Source organism: Bradyrhizobium sp. SZCCHNRI3043, from assembly GCF_032377735.1.
GTDB lineage: Bacteria > Pseudomonadota > Alphaproteobacteria > Rhizobiales > Xanthobacteraceae > Bradyrhizobium.
The window spans coordinates 619039-635050 of record NZ_JAUHID010000001.1; the positions used below are offsets into that span (position 1 = coordinate 619039).

The window sequence follows — 16012 nt, forward strand, 5'->3', positions numbered from 1 at the left end:
GTCTGCTACGTCGCACCCGAGCCGCTCTGCAAACGGCTCTGGGCGAACGCGATGTACCAGTCGAGGCAACCGGGATTGGCCATCGCATCGCGGTTGATAACCTTGTCGAGCGGCTGCCCGAGCAGGAGCTTCTTGATCGGGAGCTCCTGCTTCTTGCCGGACAGCGTGCGCGGGATCTCGGCAACCACGAAGATGTCGTCAGGCACGAAGCGTCGCGACAGGCTGCTTTCCACCGCCATGTTGATCTTCCGCTTCATCGCCGCATCGAGCGCGACGCCGTCGCGCAGGACCACGAACAGCGGCATGTAGCTGTCTCGGCCGAGATATTCGAGATCGACGACCAGCGAATCGAGGATCTCCGGCAGCGCTTCGATGGCCGAGTACAATTCGCTCGTCCCCATGCGCAGCCCGTGGCGATTGATGGTCGCGTCGCTACGACCATAGATCACGCAGGAGCCGTCCGGATCGACCTTGAGCCAGTCGCCGTGCCGCCAGACCGGCCCGCCCTCGCGCGTCTCGAAGGCGTCGAAATAGCTTGCGAGATAGCGCACATTCCCCGCGTCGTTCCAGAACCGCAGCGGCATCGACGGCATCGGCGCGGTGCAGACGAGCTCTCCGACCTCGCCGATGACAGGCTTGCCCTGGTCGTTGAAGGCCTCGACCGCTGCGCCGAGGACGCGGCACTGCATTGTTCCGGGCACCTGCGGCAATTCGCGATTGCCGCCGATGAAGGCGCCGGCGAAGTCGGTGCCGCCCGAGATGTTGGCCCACCACATTTGCGCCTGCGCCCGGCAGCCATTGACCTGCGACAGCGCCGCGAACCGCTGATCGAACCAGGCCTGCGTGTCGGCGCTGAGCGGCGAGCCGGTGGACCCGAGGCAACGCAGATGGGACAGATCGCCCGCGTCGGCCAGGTTGATGTCCGCCTTGACGCAGCTCGCGAAGAACGCCGCGCCCGCACCGAAGAAGGTGGATTTCGAATTCGCCACGAATCGCCACAGCGTGGTCCAGTCCGGACGATCCTTCGGTCCGGCGGGGCTGCCGTCGAAGATGCAGCACGTGGTCCCGTTCAGAAGCGCGCCGACCTGGTTGTTCCACATGATCCAGCCGGTCGAGCTGTACCAGTGATAGCGCTCGCCGAACGAATTTGGCTGATACGAGCAGCCGATGTCGTTGTGCAGTCCGAGCAGGGCGAGTGTGACGATGATGATTCCGCCGTGACCATGCACGATCGGCTTCGGCAGCCCGGTGGTGCCGCTCGAATAGACGATCCAGAGCGGATGATCGAACGGAAGCCGCTCCGGTTCGAAGGCATCGACGCCAGGGCTTGTTCTTGCCAGAACGTCCGAGAGACGAACCCCGTCGCTCACCTGCGCGCCGGCATCGTCACTGCGCAGGATGACGTGACCGAGTGTCGGCAACGACCGGCGCAGCTCCTCGACGACACCGCGGCGATCGTGCCGGCGGCCGGCATAGGTGACCGCATCGCAGGCGATCAGCACCTTGGGTTCGATCTGCTTGAACCGGTCGATCACGGCGGGCGCGGCCATGTCGGGCGCGCAAACGCTCCAGATCGCGCCAATGCTCGCCGAAGCGAGAAACGCGATGATGGCTTCGGGTATATTGGGCAGATAGGCGGCGACCCTGTCGCCGGGCGCCACGCCTTGCTCGCGCAGATGCAGCGCCAGGGCGGCTGCCTTTCGCCGAAGCTCGGGCCAGGTCGTCTCCGTGAGCCTGCCGTCCTCGTGACTGCTGATGATCGCAGGCAGGCCCGCCGCATCGGCGGCGTCGACGTGACGAAAGACCTGCTGGGCGTAGTTGACCGAAGCGCCCGGAAACCAGACCGCTCCCGGCATCGTGCGCTTGCCGAGGACGGTCGAAAACGCGGTCGGCGACTGCAGGTCATGATAGTCCCAGATGCTGCGCCAGAATCCGTCGAGGTCGCGGATGGACCATTGCCGCATCTGCTCGAAGTTCTCGAAGTGGAGGCCGCGATTGTCCCTCAGCCATTGGCGATAGAGGGCCATTTGCGGGACATAGGGAGCTGTCATCATTCGTTCCGGCTTGTTTGCATGGTACGGCCAGGAGACGCCAAGAGGCGCTCATTTCGACTTCTGCTTCCGCCGCTTGTAGAGCGCGTTGAAGCCCCCGGCCATGAAGGTCACGAACCGCTCGCGGACCGCGGCGAAATCGTCGGACTTGCACAGGCCGCCGGACAGGCGGTCGATCCGGCCGGTCCGTGACAGGATCAGCGAGTAGGCGCCGGAGGTGAACTGGAAGCTCCAGAACAGGTCCTCAGGCTTGGCGTCGGGCAACGCCTTCTGCAGCAGCCCGATGAGACGCAGCACCAGCGGATCGAGATAGGTGTCCATCATCTCCACGCCATAGCCCGGCGCGTTGGCGACCTGCGCGAAGATACGGCCGAAGTGTCGCCAGTTGTCCTCTTCGTTGACGTAGACGTCGAACGCGCCGTCATAATAGGCACGCAGCGCGCCTTCAACGGTCGGACGATCTCCGACCTTGGCCTCGTAGGCATCCAGCCCGGCCGTGCGCACCGTGACCGCGTATTCCATGCGGCGTTCGAACACGGCATCGAACAACGCCCTCTTGCCCTCGAAGTAGTAATGGATCAGCGCAGGATGGATGCCCATCTTGTCCGCCACATCCTTGATCGTCACGCCGAAATAGCCGAGCTGCGCGAACAGCTCCTCGCTGGTGTCGAGGATCAGCTTCACCGTCGTCGCGCGCTGTTCCGCGCGCGTGCGGCGCCCTTCGGGTTTCGGCTCTGCTGGCATGCTCTCCGTGGTCCCTGATCGGCGCACACAGGAACGGCACCGTTGGTGTTTTGACGATGAGGGGGTGGGCGCGCCCGGTCAAGCAGGACTTCGGGCTTCCAACATTTTCATTTAGTGCTAAATGAATGAACTTGACCGGCGGCCGGCCGGACGGTAGGTCTCGGAGACCTGATGGAAGGCGGTCGACGATCGGGCGGCGGGCAGCGCGTCGCCAGTCTCGTCGTGCGCGGACATCATCAAAAACAATCGGCTGGCCATGGATCAGCCGCTCACGGAGGACACATGACACGGATCAAGTCGACGGCGGCTGCCCTGCTGATGCTCGGCGTGGGCCTTTCAGCCCCGGCATCCGCTGAAAAGAAATACGACGTCGGCGCGACCGACACCGAGATCAAGATCGGCCAGACCAATCCACTCAGCGGGCCGGCTTCCGCTTTCGGTGCCATCGGCAAGGCGGAGGCGGCCTATATCCGCATGATCAACGAGCAGGGCGGCGTCAACGGTCGCAAGATCAACCTCATTCAATACGATGACGCCTATAGCCCGCCGAAGACGGTCGAGCAGGTGCGCAAGCTGGTCGAAAGCGACGAGGTGCTGACCACGTTCCAGATCATCGGCACGCCGCCGAATGCCGCGGTCCAGAAATATCTGAACAGCAAGGGCGTTCCGCAGCTTCTGGCGGGAAGCGGAGCGTCCCGCTTCACCGATCCCAAGAACTTTCCGTGGACGATCTCCGCCAACCCGAACTACCAGTCGGAAGCGCACATCTACGCAAGATACATCCTGGAGACCTATCCGAACGCGAAGATCGGCATCCTCTATCAGAACGACGACCTCGGCAAAGACTACGTCAAGGGCCTGAAGGACGGGCTCGGCGCCAAGGCCGGCATGATCGTGAAGGAGCTGTCCTACGAGCTGTCCGACCCGACGGTCGATTCCCAGTTGGTGACGCTGAAGGCGTCGGGCGCCGACCTCTTCTACAACATGTCGACGCCGAAATTCGCGGCGCAATCGATCAGGAAGGCCGCCGAGCTCGGCTGGAAGCCCGTCCACATCCTGGAGGTCAACGCGACGGCGGTCGGTCAGGTGCTCGTGCCTGCGGGGCTCGAGCATGCCAAGGACATTATCTCGGTCGCCTACGGCAAGGATCCGCTCGATCCGCAATGGGCCGATGACGAGGGCATGAAACGCTACAAGGCGTTCATGGCGAAATACGCGCCCGGCGAGGACGCCAACAGCGGCTTTGCGACCTATGGCTACTCGACGGCCGCTCTGCTCGTCCACATTCTCAGGCAATGCGGCGACGAGCTGACGCGCGCCAACATCATGAAGCAGGCGACCAACATCAAGGGCTTCGTTCCCGATCTCGGGTTGCCGGGAATGTCGGTGACGACGACCCCCGATGACTACCGCATCAGCAAGCAATTCCAGATGATGAAATTCGATGGTCAGCGCTGGATCATATCGGGGCCGATCCTGACCGACGACTTCAAGGCGGACTGAAGCTTCTCACCGGGCCACGGCCTGATCGGGCGCTGCTTGTGCGCCCGGCCATCCCGTGGCCTCTGCTTTGCCGTCACGGTGCCGCGGCGAAGGCCGGTGGCCGAAAGCTGACCCCTGTCCATCGGAGCGCCCGCTCATGACCAGTGAAGCCGTCTGCCGCCGTCGCGGCTTCGATCCTGCGGCGCTTGCGGCGATCGGCCCGGAACTCGCCGCATTCGTCGATCGCGGCGAACTCGCCGGCATCGTGTCTCTCACCTCGCGCGGCGGCGAGATCGTTCATGCCGAGACGATCGGCTGGCGCGATGTCGAAACCAAGAGCCCGATGCGCCCGGATACGTTGTTCCGGATCGCGTCGATGACCAAGCCGATCACCTCGGTGGCGGCGATGATGCTGGTCGAGGAAGGCATGATCGCCTTGGCGGACCCGATCTCCCGGTGGATTCCAGAGCTGGCCGATCTGCGGGTCCTGCGTGACGCCGCCGGCCCGCTCGACGATGCCGTGCCCGCCCGGCGCGCGATCACCGTCGAGGACCTGCTCACGCACCGTTCGGGTATCGCCTATGCGTTCTTCTCGGAAGGCCCGCTCAAGCTCGCCTATGAGCGCGCGCTCGGTGATCCCGCGATGAACCGGTCCACGCCCGACGAATGGCTCGCTGCGCTTGGCACGGTGCCGCTGGCGTATCAGCCCGGCGACCGCTTCCACTACGGTCATTCGACCGACGTGCTCGGCTTCCTGATCGGCCGGGTCGAAGGCAAGCCGTTCCGGCAGGTGCTGCAGGAGCGCATCTTCACGCCGCTCGGCATGGTCGATAGCGATTTCTGGCTGCCGCACGCCAGGCGAGATCGTCTGGCGAGCCTGTATGGATATGACGAGACGGCGGGGCGGCTCGTGAAGGTCGAGCCGGTCATGTATGACGAGCCGCCGGCCTATACGCCGGGCGGCGGCGGGTTGATCTCGTCCGCGCCCGATTATCATCGGTTCGCGCGCATGCTGCTGAGAGGAGGCGAGTTGGACGGCGTCAGGCTGTTGCGACCCGAAACCGTCAACCTGATGCGTACCAACCGGCTGATTGACGCGCAGCGCGAGATTCCCTTCGCCGGCATGCCGCTGTGGCAGACCTCCGGATTTGGGCTCGGACTTGCGATCGCCGAGGATTCCACCGGCAATCCCTATGCCTGTGGCGCACCGGGCTCGATGACCTGGCCGGGCATCTTCGGCACCTGGTGGCAGGCCGATCCCGTCAATGACCTGATCATGATCTATCTGATTCAGCATCAAGTGCCGGTCTCGGCGGGGACAGGGGCCACGATTGCCACCGGGCGCGGCGCTGCCGGCCGCCGTGCTCTTCCCGTCTATCAGCGTGGAACCTACGCCGCGTTGTCCCACATTGTGGAACAAGCGACATGACCGGGGCAGCGCTTGTCACCCCCGCGTGTCGGGCGGATTCGTCCAGGATGTGGACGCCAACATTCCGCCGAATGAAACGTCCGATCAGCGGCGAGCCGCCTGTCCTCACATTGCCGGAGCGGCAACATGCGTTCATGTCATGCCGAGCTTGTCATCCGGCCGTTATTCTGCTCAGTGCTTCTTCAAATTGCGCGATCATGCGCATCGATCGACTGAAGTCGACAGCCCGCGAGGAAACAAGACTATGCGCAAGCTAACTTTGGCCATTGCCCTGATCGTCCCGATGCTCGGTCACGCCGCGCAAGCCGAGGACACCGTCAAGATCGGCTATATCGATCCGCTGTCCGGCGGCGGCGCCAGTATCGGCGAGGGGGGCCTGAAGACGTTCCAGTATCTGGCCGACGAGCTCAACGCCAAGGGCGGCATTCTCGGCCATAAGGTCGAGATCGTGCCGTTCGACAATAAGACCAATCCGCAAGAGAGCCTGGTCCAGGCCCAGAAGGCGATCGACGCCGGCGTCCGCTATATCACGCAAGGCAACGGATCGTCCGTCGGGCTCGCGCTGGAGGATTTCGTCAACAAGCACAACACGCGCAATCCCGGCAAGGAAGTGCTGTACTTCAACTATGCCGCCGTCGATCCGAGCATGACCAACGAGAAATGCAGCTACTGGCATTTCCGCTGGGACGCCAGCTCGGACATCAAGATGGAGGCGCTCACCAACTACATGAAGGACATCCCTTCCATCAAAAAGGTGTATCTGATCAATCAGGACTATTCTTTCGGCCAGTCGGTCCGCAGCGACGCGCGCAAGATGCTCGCGGCGAAGCGGCCCGATGTCCAGATCGTCGGCGACGAGCTGCATCCGCTGCTGAAGATCACGGACTTCTCGCCCTACATTGCCAAGATCAAGGCGTCCGGCGCCGACAGCGTCATCACCGGCAATTGGGGCCAGGACATCGCGCTGCTGCTCAAGGCCGCCGCCGATGCCGGCCTGAAGGTCAACTGGTACACCTATTATGCGGGCGGCGCCGGCGGCCCGACCGCCATCAAGCAGACGGGTCTGGATCATCAGGTCTTCCAACTGACCGAAGGCTTCGCCAATTCGGGCCATCAGGCCGCGATGGACTACGAGAAGGCGTTCCGCGCCAAGGTCAACATGTCGCTGTGGTACCCGCGCGCGGTCAACGAGATGCGCATGTTCAAGGCGGCGGCCGAGAAGGCCAACTCCATCGACCCGGTGAAGGTCGCGGCCGCGCTCGAGGACCTCAAGCTCGAGGTGCTGGATGGCGGCACCGGCTTCATGCGCAAGGATGATCATCAGTTCTTGCAGCCGATCTACGTCTCGTCCTTCGGCAAGCTCGCGGCGAACGAGACGTTCGACGAGGAGAACACCGGCTGGGGATGGCACCTGGTCTCCAGGGTCGATACGCCCCAGGCCATGGTGTCGACGACGTGCAAGATGGCGCGTCCGTAACGATCCGCGCCGGCTTCCCGCACGAGGTCAGCGTGCGGGAAGTGGCGCCGGCCGTGCGTCGGTCCGTCAGAGAATGAGCGGCAGGGCATTGAAGCCCGGGACATTCGCGAGTGCGCCGTGCTTGAACTCATCGTCATTTCGACCCTCAACGGCGTGCTGTTCGGCATGCTGCTGTTCCTGCTGTCGAGCGGGCTGACCGTCATCTTCAGCATGATGGGGGTGCTCAATTTTGCTCACGCCAGCTTCTACATGCTCGGCGCCTTCTTCGGCTTCCAGCTCACGAAGTGGGTCGGCTTCTGGCCGGCCCTGCTGCTCGCGCCGCTGCTGGTCGGGGCCATCGGCATGGCGGTCGAGCGCTATGGTCTGCGCAACACGCACAAGCATGGCCACGTCGCCGAGTTGCTGCTGACCTTCGGCCTCGCATTCGCCATCGAGGAGATCGTCTCGATGATATGGGGCAGGACCCCGCTCGACTATCGCGTGCCGGCGCTGCTGGACTTTCCCGCGTTCACGATCTTCTCGACCAACTATCCGGCGTACAAGCTTTTCATGCTGGCGGTATCGGTGACGATCTTCGTGGTGCTCCTGATCGTGCTCAAGCGCACCCGGGTCGGCCTGATCGTGCAGGCGGCGTTGACCCATCCCCACATGGTGGGCCATCTCGGCCACAATGTCGGACGCGTGTTCATGGTGGTGTTCGGGGTCGGCAGCGCGCTGGCCGGCCTTGCCGGCGTCATCGCCGGTCCCGCCTTGGTCACGCAATCCGACATGGCCGCCGCGCTCGGGCCGATCCTGTTCGTGGTGATCGTGTTCGGCGGCCTCGGCTCGCTGCCGGGCGCCTTCATCGCCTCGCTGGTGATCGGCTTGGTGCAGACCTTCGCCGTCGCGTTGAACGGCTCGCTGGCGAGCGCCTTCGGACCTCTCGATCCCTCCGCAGGGCCATCGGTGCTCACCGACATCTGGAACGTGACGATCGCGCAGGTCGCGCCGATCGTTCCCTACCTGCTGCTGGTGCTCGTCCTGATCGTGCGCCCCGTGGGCCTGATGGGGACTCGCGAATCATGACCGCAGCAGTCACCTCCGCGTCTCATCTCGCGGCAAAGCCCGCCGGCTCCCGTCTCCGCTTCTACGCCGTCTGGCTGATCGGCGTGGCCGTGCTGATCGTGCTGCCGCTGCTCTTCAATTCGGGCGGATCGCTGACCTCGTTCAGCCTGATCGGGATCGCGATCGTGTTCGCGCTCTCCTACAACGTCCTTCTCGGTCAGACCGGATTGCTGTCGTTCGGCCACGCGGTTCATTACGGCCTCGGCGGCTTCGCGGCCTGTCACATGATGAACGCGGTGGTGGCGCATGGCTGGCCGATTCCGCTGCCCTTCATTCCGCTGTTCGGCGGGCTGGGCGGCCTCGCCTTCGCGATCGTCCTCGGCTGGGTCATGACCAAGCGCGCCGGCACGGTGTTTGCGATGATCTCGCTCGGCATCGGCGAGCTCGTGGCGTCGTCGTCGCTGATCCTGCGCTCGGTGTTCGGCGGCGAAGCCGGCATCACCACCGACCGCACCGCTCTGCCACGCATGTTCGGCTGGACCTTCGGCCCGCAGCTGCAGGTCTATTACCTGATCGCGTTCTGGCTGGTGCTGTCAGCAATCGCGATGTATGCGCTGACCCGGACGCCCCTGGGACGGATCAGCAATGCGGTGCGCGACAATCCCGAACGGGTCCAGTTCATCGGCTATGATCCGCACGTCGTCCGCTATCTCGCTTATTGTTTTGCCGGGTTCTTCGCCGGCATCGCGGGCGGACTCGCGGCGATCAGCTTCGAGATCGCGAATTCCGCCTATCTCGGTGCAATCCAGTCGGGCCTCGTGTTGTTCGCGACCTTCATCGGCGGGACGGCCTACTTCTTCGGTCCGATCCTCGGCGCGATCCTGGTGACCTATCTCCAGCTCGGGCTGACGAGCCTCACCAGCGTATGGCAGCTCTATTTCGGCATCATCTTCATCGGCATCGTCATGTTCTCACCCGGGGGCATTGCCGGTCTGCTGATGATGCACCGGCCGCTGGTCCGTGCCGGAACGCTCGGAATGGTGATCCCCTCCTATCTCGTGGCCATCGTGCCGACCGCGGCGCTCGCCTACGGCGTCATCCTGACCATCGAGACGGTCGCGCGCTATTCGGGTGGTGACGCCATCAACCTGTTCGGCATGGCGTTGAATCCGCAATCGCCGGCGACATGGGGCGCCGCCGCGATTCTGGTGGTCGCCGGCTTCGTCGTCGGGCGGTGGACGTGGCAGCGGATCGCCGAAGCCTGGGACAGGGCCGCCACCGTGGCGCGTGACCGGGGGTATCTGGCATGACCGCAGCGATCGAAGTTCGTGCCGTCGAAAAGCGCTTCGGCAATGTCGGCGTGATCCGCGACCTCAATCTCAGCGTCACCAAGGGCGAGCGCCACGCCATCATCGGCCCGAACGGGGCCGGCAAGTCCACGACGTTCAACCTGATCAGCGGACACATCAGGCCGACCTCCGGCGAGGTGAGGCTGAACGGCGAGGTCATCTCGGGCCTGCGGCCGTTCGAGATCAATCGGCGCGGCCTGTCGCGCTCGTTCCAGGTCACCAACGTGTTCGCCCGCATGACCGTGTGGGAGAACGTCCGGTGCGCCGTGCTGTGGGCGACCGGGCATCGCTACGCGTTCTGGAAGAACGTCGACAGTCTCCCGGAAGTGCGGGAGCGGACCGCCCAGATTCTCGACGACATCCATCTCACGCATCGGCGTGACATTCCCGCGGGATTGTTGACCTATGCCGAGCAGCGCGAGCTGGAGATCGGGGTCACCATTGCGAGCGGTGCGACGGTCGTCATGCTCGACGAGCCGACGGCCGGAATGAGCCACGCGGAAACCGAGCGCGCCGTGTCGTTGATCCGCCGGCTCACCGAGGGACGGACGCTGGTGATCGTCGAGCACGACATGAGCGTCGTGTTCGGCCTCGCCGATCGCATCTCGGTGCTGGTCTACGGCCACATCATCGCGTCGGGCACGCCGGAGGAGATCCGTCGCGACCCGAAGGTGAAGGAAGCCTATCTCGGCGAGGAGGCCCACTGATGCTCGAAGTCAGGAACCTCCACGCTTACTACGGCAAGAGCCATATTCTGCAGGGCGTCGACCTCGACGTCGCCGCCGGCGAAGTCGTGAGCCTGCTCGGCCGCAACGGCGTCGGCCGCTCGACCACCGTGAAGGCGATCATGGGCGAGGTCAGCCCGCAGGGGACGATCCGCTTCAAGGACCGGGACATTGCAGGTCTGCCGAGCTACAAGATCGCGCGCCTTGGGCTCGGTTATGTGCCCGAACATCGCGATATCTTCCCGAGCCTCACCGTCCGGCAAAACCTCGTGCTCGGCATCAAGGACACGCGGCGGCCGGGGAAGTGGCGCCTTCAGGACATGCTCGACATGTTTCCCAATCTCGCGGCGCGCGCCGATACGCCGGCCGGCGTCTTGTCGGGCGGCGAGAAGCAGATGCTGACCACCTGCCGGACGCTGATGGGCGAGCCCGACCTCATCATGATCGACGAGCCGACCGAAGGTCTGGCGCCGCTGATCGTGCAGCAGGTCGGCGATCTGATCGCCCGGATCGCAGCGGCGGGCGTCGCGATCCTGCTGGTCGAGCAGAAGCTCTCGATCGCCATGCGGATCTCGAAGCGCGTCTACGTCATGGGCCATGGCCGTGTCGTGTTCGAAGGAACGCCGGATCAGCTCAAGGCCAACACCGCGGTCCGGCAGGAGTGGCTCGAAGTGTGAGGTGCGCGGACTGCGGGCACGCGTTCGCCGATGCAGCTCGGGCAGAAGTGCAACAGACATCCTGCCGTGCCCGAATCCATCAGTTCAGGTCTGAGGCAATGGATGTCGCAGCATGCGGTGCGGAAACGCGGCGTGGCGCTCGCGCAGCCTCAGGGCAACGAGGCGCGCGATGCAGATCGACGCCGTCGCGATCGCGATGCCGGCGATCATGTCGACGAGGAAATGTCCGCCGCCGATCGGGGTCGAGAGCAGCATCGCGCCGTGGATCAGGACATTGAATGGTCGCAACCAGCGCAACGACCACAGCGCCCAGCCGTCGAGAACCGCGGCCGCCGCGTGAAAGCTCGGAAAGGTCACGATCCCCGCGAGATGGCTGGTGTCCAACAGGCGCAGCGTCCCATCGCGAACCAGGGGCACCTCGCGCGCCGTGTCGAAATAGGCCTGCGGGATGAGGTTTGCGTAGGCGGACGGCGGCAGCTCCAACGCGTGGTACACGCCGAGTGCAGGAACAAACAAGGTGATGATGCATGTCAGCGCCAGCGTCAGGCTGATCGCGAGGTTGAACTCTGCAAACCGGCGATAGTGGCCCAACAAGGGAAGGGCCACGACGATGATGCAGATCGTCCAGGAAATGGATCGATAGCCGAACGCGAGGGTCAAGACGGCCCACGGACGGTCATTGACGAACGACAAGTACTCGCGAAAGTCGAAGCCAAGGGCGCGATCGAGGGCGAGCAGGTTGGCGTCCTGAAGCGGCAGATTGGCGGCCGTCGCAATGTAGGACAGTGACGCCAGCACGGTGGATGCCAGGGTGGTCTGGGCCATCCCGGTCAGGAATGAGAACATCCAGGGTTTGGCACGCTGGGCCGACCGTGCATTGGCGTAGCCGATGAGACCATAGGCGGCCGATGTCGACAGCACGACGACGTAGCCGATTGGTTCGATGCGAAAGTCCGTAAAGATCAGGCACAGTCCGAACAGCACCCAAAGTGCTGTCATGACAGCCCAGTTGAACCGGAACACGGCCCAGGCCGTCGCTGCATCCCCGCTGTCATGCGCCCGTTGCAAGACGCTCTTTGTCCAGGCGAGCCAGCGGCGGCTGAGATCAGGCAATAGACCACCGGCGGCGGTGTCCGACATTGTCGTCCGCTCTCACGTTTCAATGGATTTCGACTTGTTTCCCGTCGGTGTCTTGTTACGGCCAATCAGGCCAACAAATCAACCTTTGCGGGTAAAATACGGGGATACCGTGATGAGATGCTTAACTGAACGTAGCCTGGAATCCTGTATCGGTTGTGTCGAGACCGCATTCATGTCCGGAAAACGAAGCCGCTTTCGCGTCGACACAGCCCTCGTTTAAAGGGTCTTCACCATTCATCATGGGAAGCCACCCGTGGTAGTGCTGTCGCATGCGCCGCAGCTCGCAGGCCGGCTTGCGGGAGGGCCGGTCGCCGCGGTCGCTGTCGTGCAGCCGTCTTCCGTCCGATCGCCCCGTCGCGATGTCGCGTGCGATCACAGTTTCTGGCGGCCGTAGATCAGGAGCATCAGGATGATCACGGCGCCGTAGATCAGCTGGCGGCCGGCCTCGCTGATCTGCATCACCGACAGAATGGACTGCAGCAGGGTGATCAGCACGACGCCGGCGACGGTGCCGAGATAGCTGCCGCGGCCGCCGAGAATGTGCGTGCCGCCGAGCACGACGGCGGCGATCGAGGGCAGCAAATAGGCGTCGCCCATCGACTGCGCTGCCTTCGAGGCATAGCCCGCGAGCAGCACGCCGCCGAAGGCGGAGAGGGCGCCCGACAGCGCGAACGCCAGCATGGTGATGCGGCGTGTATCGATCCCTGAGAGATAGGCGGCGCGCTCGCGGTTGCCGATGGCGTAGATGGCGCGGCCGAACGTGGTCCGCGACAGCAGCCAGATCGCTGCGCCGCCGATGATCGCCCAGACCAGCACCGCGTTCGGAACGCCGGGAACAATGGTGCCGGTGGCGAGATAGCGCATCGCCTTGGAGGCGGAATCCTGCGGCGCGAAGCCGCCGGTGTAGGCGACCATCAGCCCTTGCGCGACCGCGTTGGTCGCCAGCGTGATGATCATCGAGGGGATGCGCAGATAGGCGACGCCGATGCCGTTCAACAGACCGATGGCGGCGCCGCAGAGAATGCCGCAGGGAATCGCGATGATGGCGCCGGTCGTGCCATGCGCGGCCGCCGCGCAGGCCATCATCGCACCGGTCGTGACGACCCACGGCACCGACAGATCGATCTGGCCGAGCAGGATCACCAGCATCATCCCGGTGGCGATCACGCCCAGGAAGCTCGCGACCTTCAACTGCTGCAGCAGATAGTCCGGCGACAGGAAGCTGCGCGAATAGAGACTGCCCACGAGCAGCAACAGCAGGATGCAGCCGAAGGAGGCGGCCACCGCCGGATCGATCCGGCGCAGCATGGCGATCCCCCGACGGGCCGGTTGTGATGCCGTTGCGTCGCTCATCCGAACCACTCCAGGCGATTGCGCACCCGCACCAGGCCGAACGCGCCGATCGAGACCGCGAGCATCAGCACGAGGCCCTGGAATAGCGGCTGCCACAGCGGATCGAAATCGAACACGAACAGGAGATCGCCGATGGTGCGGAACGCGAGGGCGCCGAAGATCGCCCCGATCGCGCTGCCGCGCCCGCCCATCAGCGACACGCCGCCGAGCACCACGGCCGCGATCGAGAACAGGGTGTAGGCGTTGCCGCTCGCATAGGCGGCCTCGCCGGTATACGAGAAGAACGTCAGGAACAGGCCGCCGATCGCCGACAACAGGCCGGCCAAGGTGTAGGCGACAAACTTGGCCGCGCGGATCGGCGCGCCGGACATGTAGGCTGCGACCTCGGAGGAGCCGGTCGCGAACGCGGCGCGGCCGACGACCGAGCGGCTATAGGGCACCCAGATCAGCAGCGCCGTCACAGCCAGAACCACGAGACTCGTGGGCAGCACGCCGAACAGCCTGCCGGTCAGGGCATCGGCCAGCGTCTCGTTGACGGATCCGCCGGGATTGGGTCGCAGGAACAGCGCGAGCCCGTAATACATCGCGCCCGTGGCGATCGTGGTCACGATCGGCTGCAGACGCCCGAAGATCACGATCGCGCCGTTGATCATGCCGCAGACGATGCCGGTGCCGAGCACGCCGGCCACGCCGAGCGCCGTCTCGGTGGCGGTTCCGACCACGATCCAGGACGCGAGGCAGTTGGTCAGAGTCAGGATCATGCCGACGGACAGATCGATGCCGGCGGTGATCACCACGATCGCCTGCGCCATGGCGACGAAGGCCAGCAGCGTCGCCTTGTTGGCGGCGGTCTGCACCATGTTGGCGCTGAAGCCGGCCGGATGATTGGTCGCATAGAGCACGAACATCGCGACGAAGATCCCGATCGCGAGCAGGGTGCCGCGCTGTTCGGAGAGCCAGTACCGCCACTCGGTCATGCCAGACTCGCTTCCGCTCGCTCGCCCTCGTCGACGTTGAGCGCGCTGCTGACCAGCGCACGTTCGGTGATCTCGGCCCCCGCGAGCTCGCGCCTGATCGCGCCATCGTACATCACCAGCACGCGGTCGCAGCAGCCGATCAGCTCGTCATAGTCGGTCGAATAGAGCAGGATCGCGGCGCCCTCGTCGGCAAGCCGGCGCAGCAGCCGGTAGATCTCCTGCTTGGTGCCGACATCGATGCCGCGCGTCGGATCATTGAGCAGGATGATGCGCGGCTTGTTCATCAGCCATTTCGCGATCACGACCTTCTGCTGGTTGCCGCCGGAGAGCGCGCTGACGGCGAGATCTGGAGAGGCCGTCTTGATCTCGATCAGGCGGATCATCTCGTCGATCAGCGTCGATTGCCGCTGCCGGTCGATGATGCCGAATGTCGCGAACCGGTCGAAGGCCGCGGCCGAAAGATTGTCGCGCACCGACATCGGCAGCATCAGCCCTTCGGTCTTGCGGTCCTCCGGAATGAGCGCGAGACCAATGCGCTCCGACTTGGCGGTGACGGGGCTGTCGATCGTCACCTTGTTGCCGTCGATCAGAATGTCGCCGCGACAGTCCCGCAGCACGCCGAACAGCGCCAGCAGCAGCTCGCGCTGGCCCTGGCCGTCGAGCCCGCCGAGACCGATGATCTCGCCGGCCTGCAGCGAGAACGAGATGTCCTTCAGCCGGTCGCCCCAGCCGAGGCTCTTGCATTGCAGCGCTGGCGGCCGGCCATCGATTTTCCGCGGCGGCTTTTCCGGGAAGGCATGCTTGTACTCACGGCCGATCATGAGCTCGATCACTTCGGCATCCGTTTTGGTACCGGCCGGGAAAGTCGCGATGCGGCGGCCGTTGCGGAACACGCTGCAGTCGTCGGCGAGCTCGGCGATCTCGTGCATGCGATGGGAGATGTAGAGCAGCGCCAGCCCCTCGCTGCGCAGGCGCTTCAGCACCTTGAACACCTTGGTCACGTCGGAAGCGGTCAGCGCCGAGGTTGCCTCGTCGAGGATCAGGATCTTGGGCTGCCGCGACAGCGCTTTCGCGATCTCGACCATCTGGCGGCGCGACAGCGGCAGGTCCTTCACCAGCGCACGCGGATGAATGTCGCCGGCGCCGGCGCGGTGCAGCGCCTCCTCTGCAAGTCGACGCTGGCCCCGCCGATCGATCATTCCGAATCGCGTCGGCGGATGAGAGATCATGATGTTGTCTGCGACCGACAGGTCGGGAATCAGCGACAGCTCCTGGAAGATGCAGACGACGCCGGCATCGTTTGCCGCGGAAGGACCGGTGAAGGCGACCTCGCGTCCCGCAAGCGTCATGCGGCCTTCGTCCGGCGTGACCACGCCGACCATGAGCTTGATCAGCGTCGACTTGCCGGCGCCGTTCTCGCCGAGAATCGCGTGGATGCGGCCGGGGTGGACCTCCAGGTCCGCACCGTCGAGAGCGATCACGCCGCCATAGCGCTTGGACAATCCTTCGGCGCGAAACAGCGGCTCGGCCGCGATCATGCTTGCTCCCTCAGTCGTTTGGGCAA

13 protein-coding genes are annotated in these 16012 nt (G+C 64.5%); 7 read left to right on the forward strand and 6 right to left on the reverse strand.

What is annotated here, in order from left to right:
• Positions 1-5: 5 nt before the first annotated feature.
• Both QX124_RS02915 and QX124_RS02920 read right to left on the reverse strand, forming a co-directional pair.
• Complete coding sequence (locus QX124_RS02915; RefSeq protein ID WP_315771330.1) at positions 6-2051, reverse strand: acetoacetate--CoA ligase; 2046 nt, start codon at positions 2049-2051, stop codon at positions 6-8.
• 51 nt (positions 2052-2102) lie between these two features.
• Entirely contained in the window at positions 2103-2795 is a 693-nt protein-coding gene (locus tag QX124_RS02920) for a TetR/AcrR family transcriptional regulator (RefSeq protein WP_315771333.1), read from the reverse strand.
• A 282-nt stretch (positions 2796-3077) separates the two neighbouring features.
• On the opposite strand from QX124_RS02920, the gene QX124_RS02925 reads away from it, so the two are divergent.
• From QX124_RS02925 to QX124_RS02955, 7 genes are all read left to right on the forward strand, one after another.
• Positions 3078-4298, forward strand: a complete 1221-nt coding sequence (locus tag QX124_RS02925) for an ABC transporter substrate-binding protein (RefSeq protein ID WP_315771335.1) — start codon at positions 3078-3080, stop codon at positions 4296-4298.
• Positions 4299-4434: 136 nt separating this feature from the next.
• Positions 4435-5706, forward strand: coding sequence for a serine hydrolase domain-containing protein (locus QX124_RS02930; protein WP_315771337.1), 1272 nt, complete (start codon positions 4435-4437; stop codon positions 5704-5706).
• Positions 5707-5950: 244 nt separating this feature from the next.
• Positions 5951-7183, forward strand: coding sequence for a branched-chain amino acid ABC transporter substrate-binding protein (locus QX124_RS02935; protein ID WP_315754896.1), 1233 nt, complete (start codon positions 5951-5953; stop codon positions 7181-7183).
• Between the two features lie 117 nt (positions 7184-7300).
• A complete protein-coding gene (locus QX124_RS02940) occupies positions 7301-8248 on the forward strand; it encodes a branched-chain amino acid ABC transporter permease (RefSeq protein WP_315736674.1) in 948 nt (315 codons plus the stop codon).
• Positions 8245-9537: a branched-chain amino acid ABC transporter permease gene (locus QX124_RS02945; RefSeq protein WP_315771339.1), complete on the forward strand. Its 1293-nt coding sequence runs from the start codon at positions 8245-8247 to the stop codon at positions 9535-9537. Before QX124_RS02940 ends, QX124_RS02945 begins: the two co-directional genes overlap by 4 nt.
• Positions 9534-10283 (forward strand): ABC transporter ATP-binding protein, encoded by a 750-nt coding sequence (locus QX124_RS02950; RefSeq protein WP_315796187.1) that lies wholly within the window; start codon positions 9534-9536, stop codon positions 10281-10283. The genes QX124_RS02945 and QX124_RS02950 overlap by 4 nt, the downstream gene beginning before the upstream one ends.
• Complete coding sequence (locus tag QX124_RS02955; RefSeq protein WP_315796189.1) at positions 10283-10978, forward strand: ABC transporter ATP-binding protein; 696 nt, start codon at positions 10283-10285, stop codon at positions 10976-10978. The genes QX124_RS02950 and QX124_RS02955 overlap by 1 nt, the downstream gene beginning before the upstream one ends.
• Before the next feature lie 84 nt (positions 10979-11062).
• Here QX124_RS02955 and QX124_RS02960 read toward each other — a convergent pair whose 3' ends face one another.
• From QX124_RS02960 to QX124_RS02975, 4 genes are all read right to left on the reverse strand, one after another.
• Positions 11063-12118, reverse strand: coding sequence for a phosphatase PAP2 family protein (locus QX124_RS02960; RefSeq protein ID WP_315736678.1), 1056 nt, complete (start codon positions 12116-12118; stop codon positions 11063-11065).
• Positions 12119-12490: 372 nt separating this feature from the next.
• Entirely contained in the window at positions 12491-13471 is a 981-nt protein-coding gene (locus QX124_RS02965; protein ID WP_315736679.1) for an ABC transporter permease, read from the reverse strand.
• Complete coding sequence (locus QX124_RS02970) at positions 13468-14448, reverse strand: ABC transporter permease (protein WP_315754908.1); 981 nt, start codon at positions 14446-14448, stop codon at positions 13468-13470. Before QX124_RS02970 ends, QX124_RS02965 begins: the two co-directional genes overlap by 4 nt.
• Entirely contained in the window at positions 14445-15986 is a 1542-nt protein-coding gene (locus QX124_RS02975; protein ID WP_315796191.1) for a sugar ABC transporter ATP-binding protein, read from the reverse strand. The genes QX124_RS02970 and QX124_RS02975 overlap by 4 nt, the downstream gene beginning before the upstream one ends.
• Between the last annotated feature and the right edge of the window lie 26 nt (positions 15987-16012).

What these genes read in the sequence shown, in the direction of transcription:
- QX124_RS02915 (WP_315771330.1), bottom strand. Translation starts at nt 2,051, where the DNA reads ATGACAGCTCCCTATGTCCCGCAAATGGCCCTCTATCGCCAATGGCTG.
- QX124_RS02920 (WP_315771333.1), bottom strand. Translation starts at nt 2,795, where the DNA reads ATGCCAGCAGAGCCGAAACCCGAAGGGCGCCGCACGCGCGCGGAACAG.
- QX124_RS02925 (WP_315771335.1), top strand. Translation starts at nt 3,078, where the DNA reads ATGACACGGATCAAGTCGACGGCGGCTGCCCTGCTGATGCTCGGCGTG.
- QX124_RS02930 (WP_315771337.1), top strand. Translation starts at nt 4,435, where the DNA reads ATGACCAGTGAAGCCGTCTGCCGCCGTCGCGGCTTCGATCCTGCGGCG.
- QX124_RS02935 (WP_315754896.1), top strand. Translation starts at nt 5,951, where the DNA reads ATGCGCAAGCTAACTTTGGCCATTGCCCTGATCGTCCCGATGCTCGGT.
- QX124_RS02945 (WP_315771339.1), top strand. Translation starts at nt 8,245, where the DNA reads ATGACCGCAGCAGTCACCTCCGCGTCTCATCTCGCGGCAAAGCCCGCC.
- QX124_RS02950 (WP_315796187.1), top strand. Translation starts at nt 9,534, where the DNA reads ATGACCGCAGCGATCGAAGTTCGTGCCGTCGAAAAGCGCTTCGGCAAT.
- QX124_RS02955 (WP_315796189.1), top strand. Translation starts at nt 10,283, where the DNA reads ATGCTCGAAGTCAGGAACCTCCACGCTTACTACGGCAAGAGCCATATT.
- QX124_RS02960 (WP_315736678.1), bottom strand. Translation starts at nt 12,118, where the DNA reads ATGTCGGACACCGCCGCCGGTGGTCTATTGCCTGATCTCAGCCGCCGC.
- QX124_RS02965 (WP_315736679.1), bottom strand. Translation starts at nt 13,471, where the DNA reads ATGAGCGACGCAACGGCATCACAACCGGCCCGTCGGGGGATCGCCATG.
- QX124_RS02970 (WP_315754908.1), bottom strand. Translation starts at nt 14,448, where the DNA reads ATGACCGAGTGGCGGTACTGGCTCTCCGAACAGCGCGGCACCCTGCTC.
- QX124_RS02975 (WP_315796191.1), bottom strand. Translation starts at nt 15,986, where the DNA reads ATGATCGCGGCCGAGCCGCTGTTTCGCGCCGAAGGATTGTCCAAGCGC.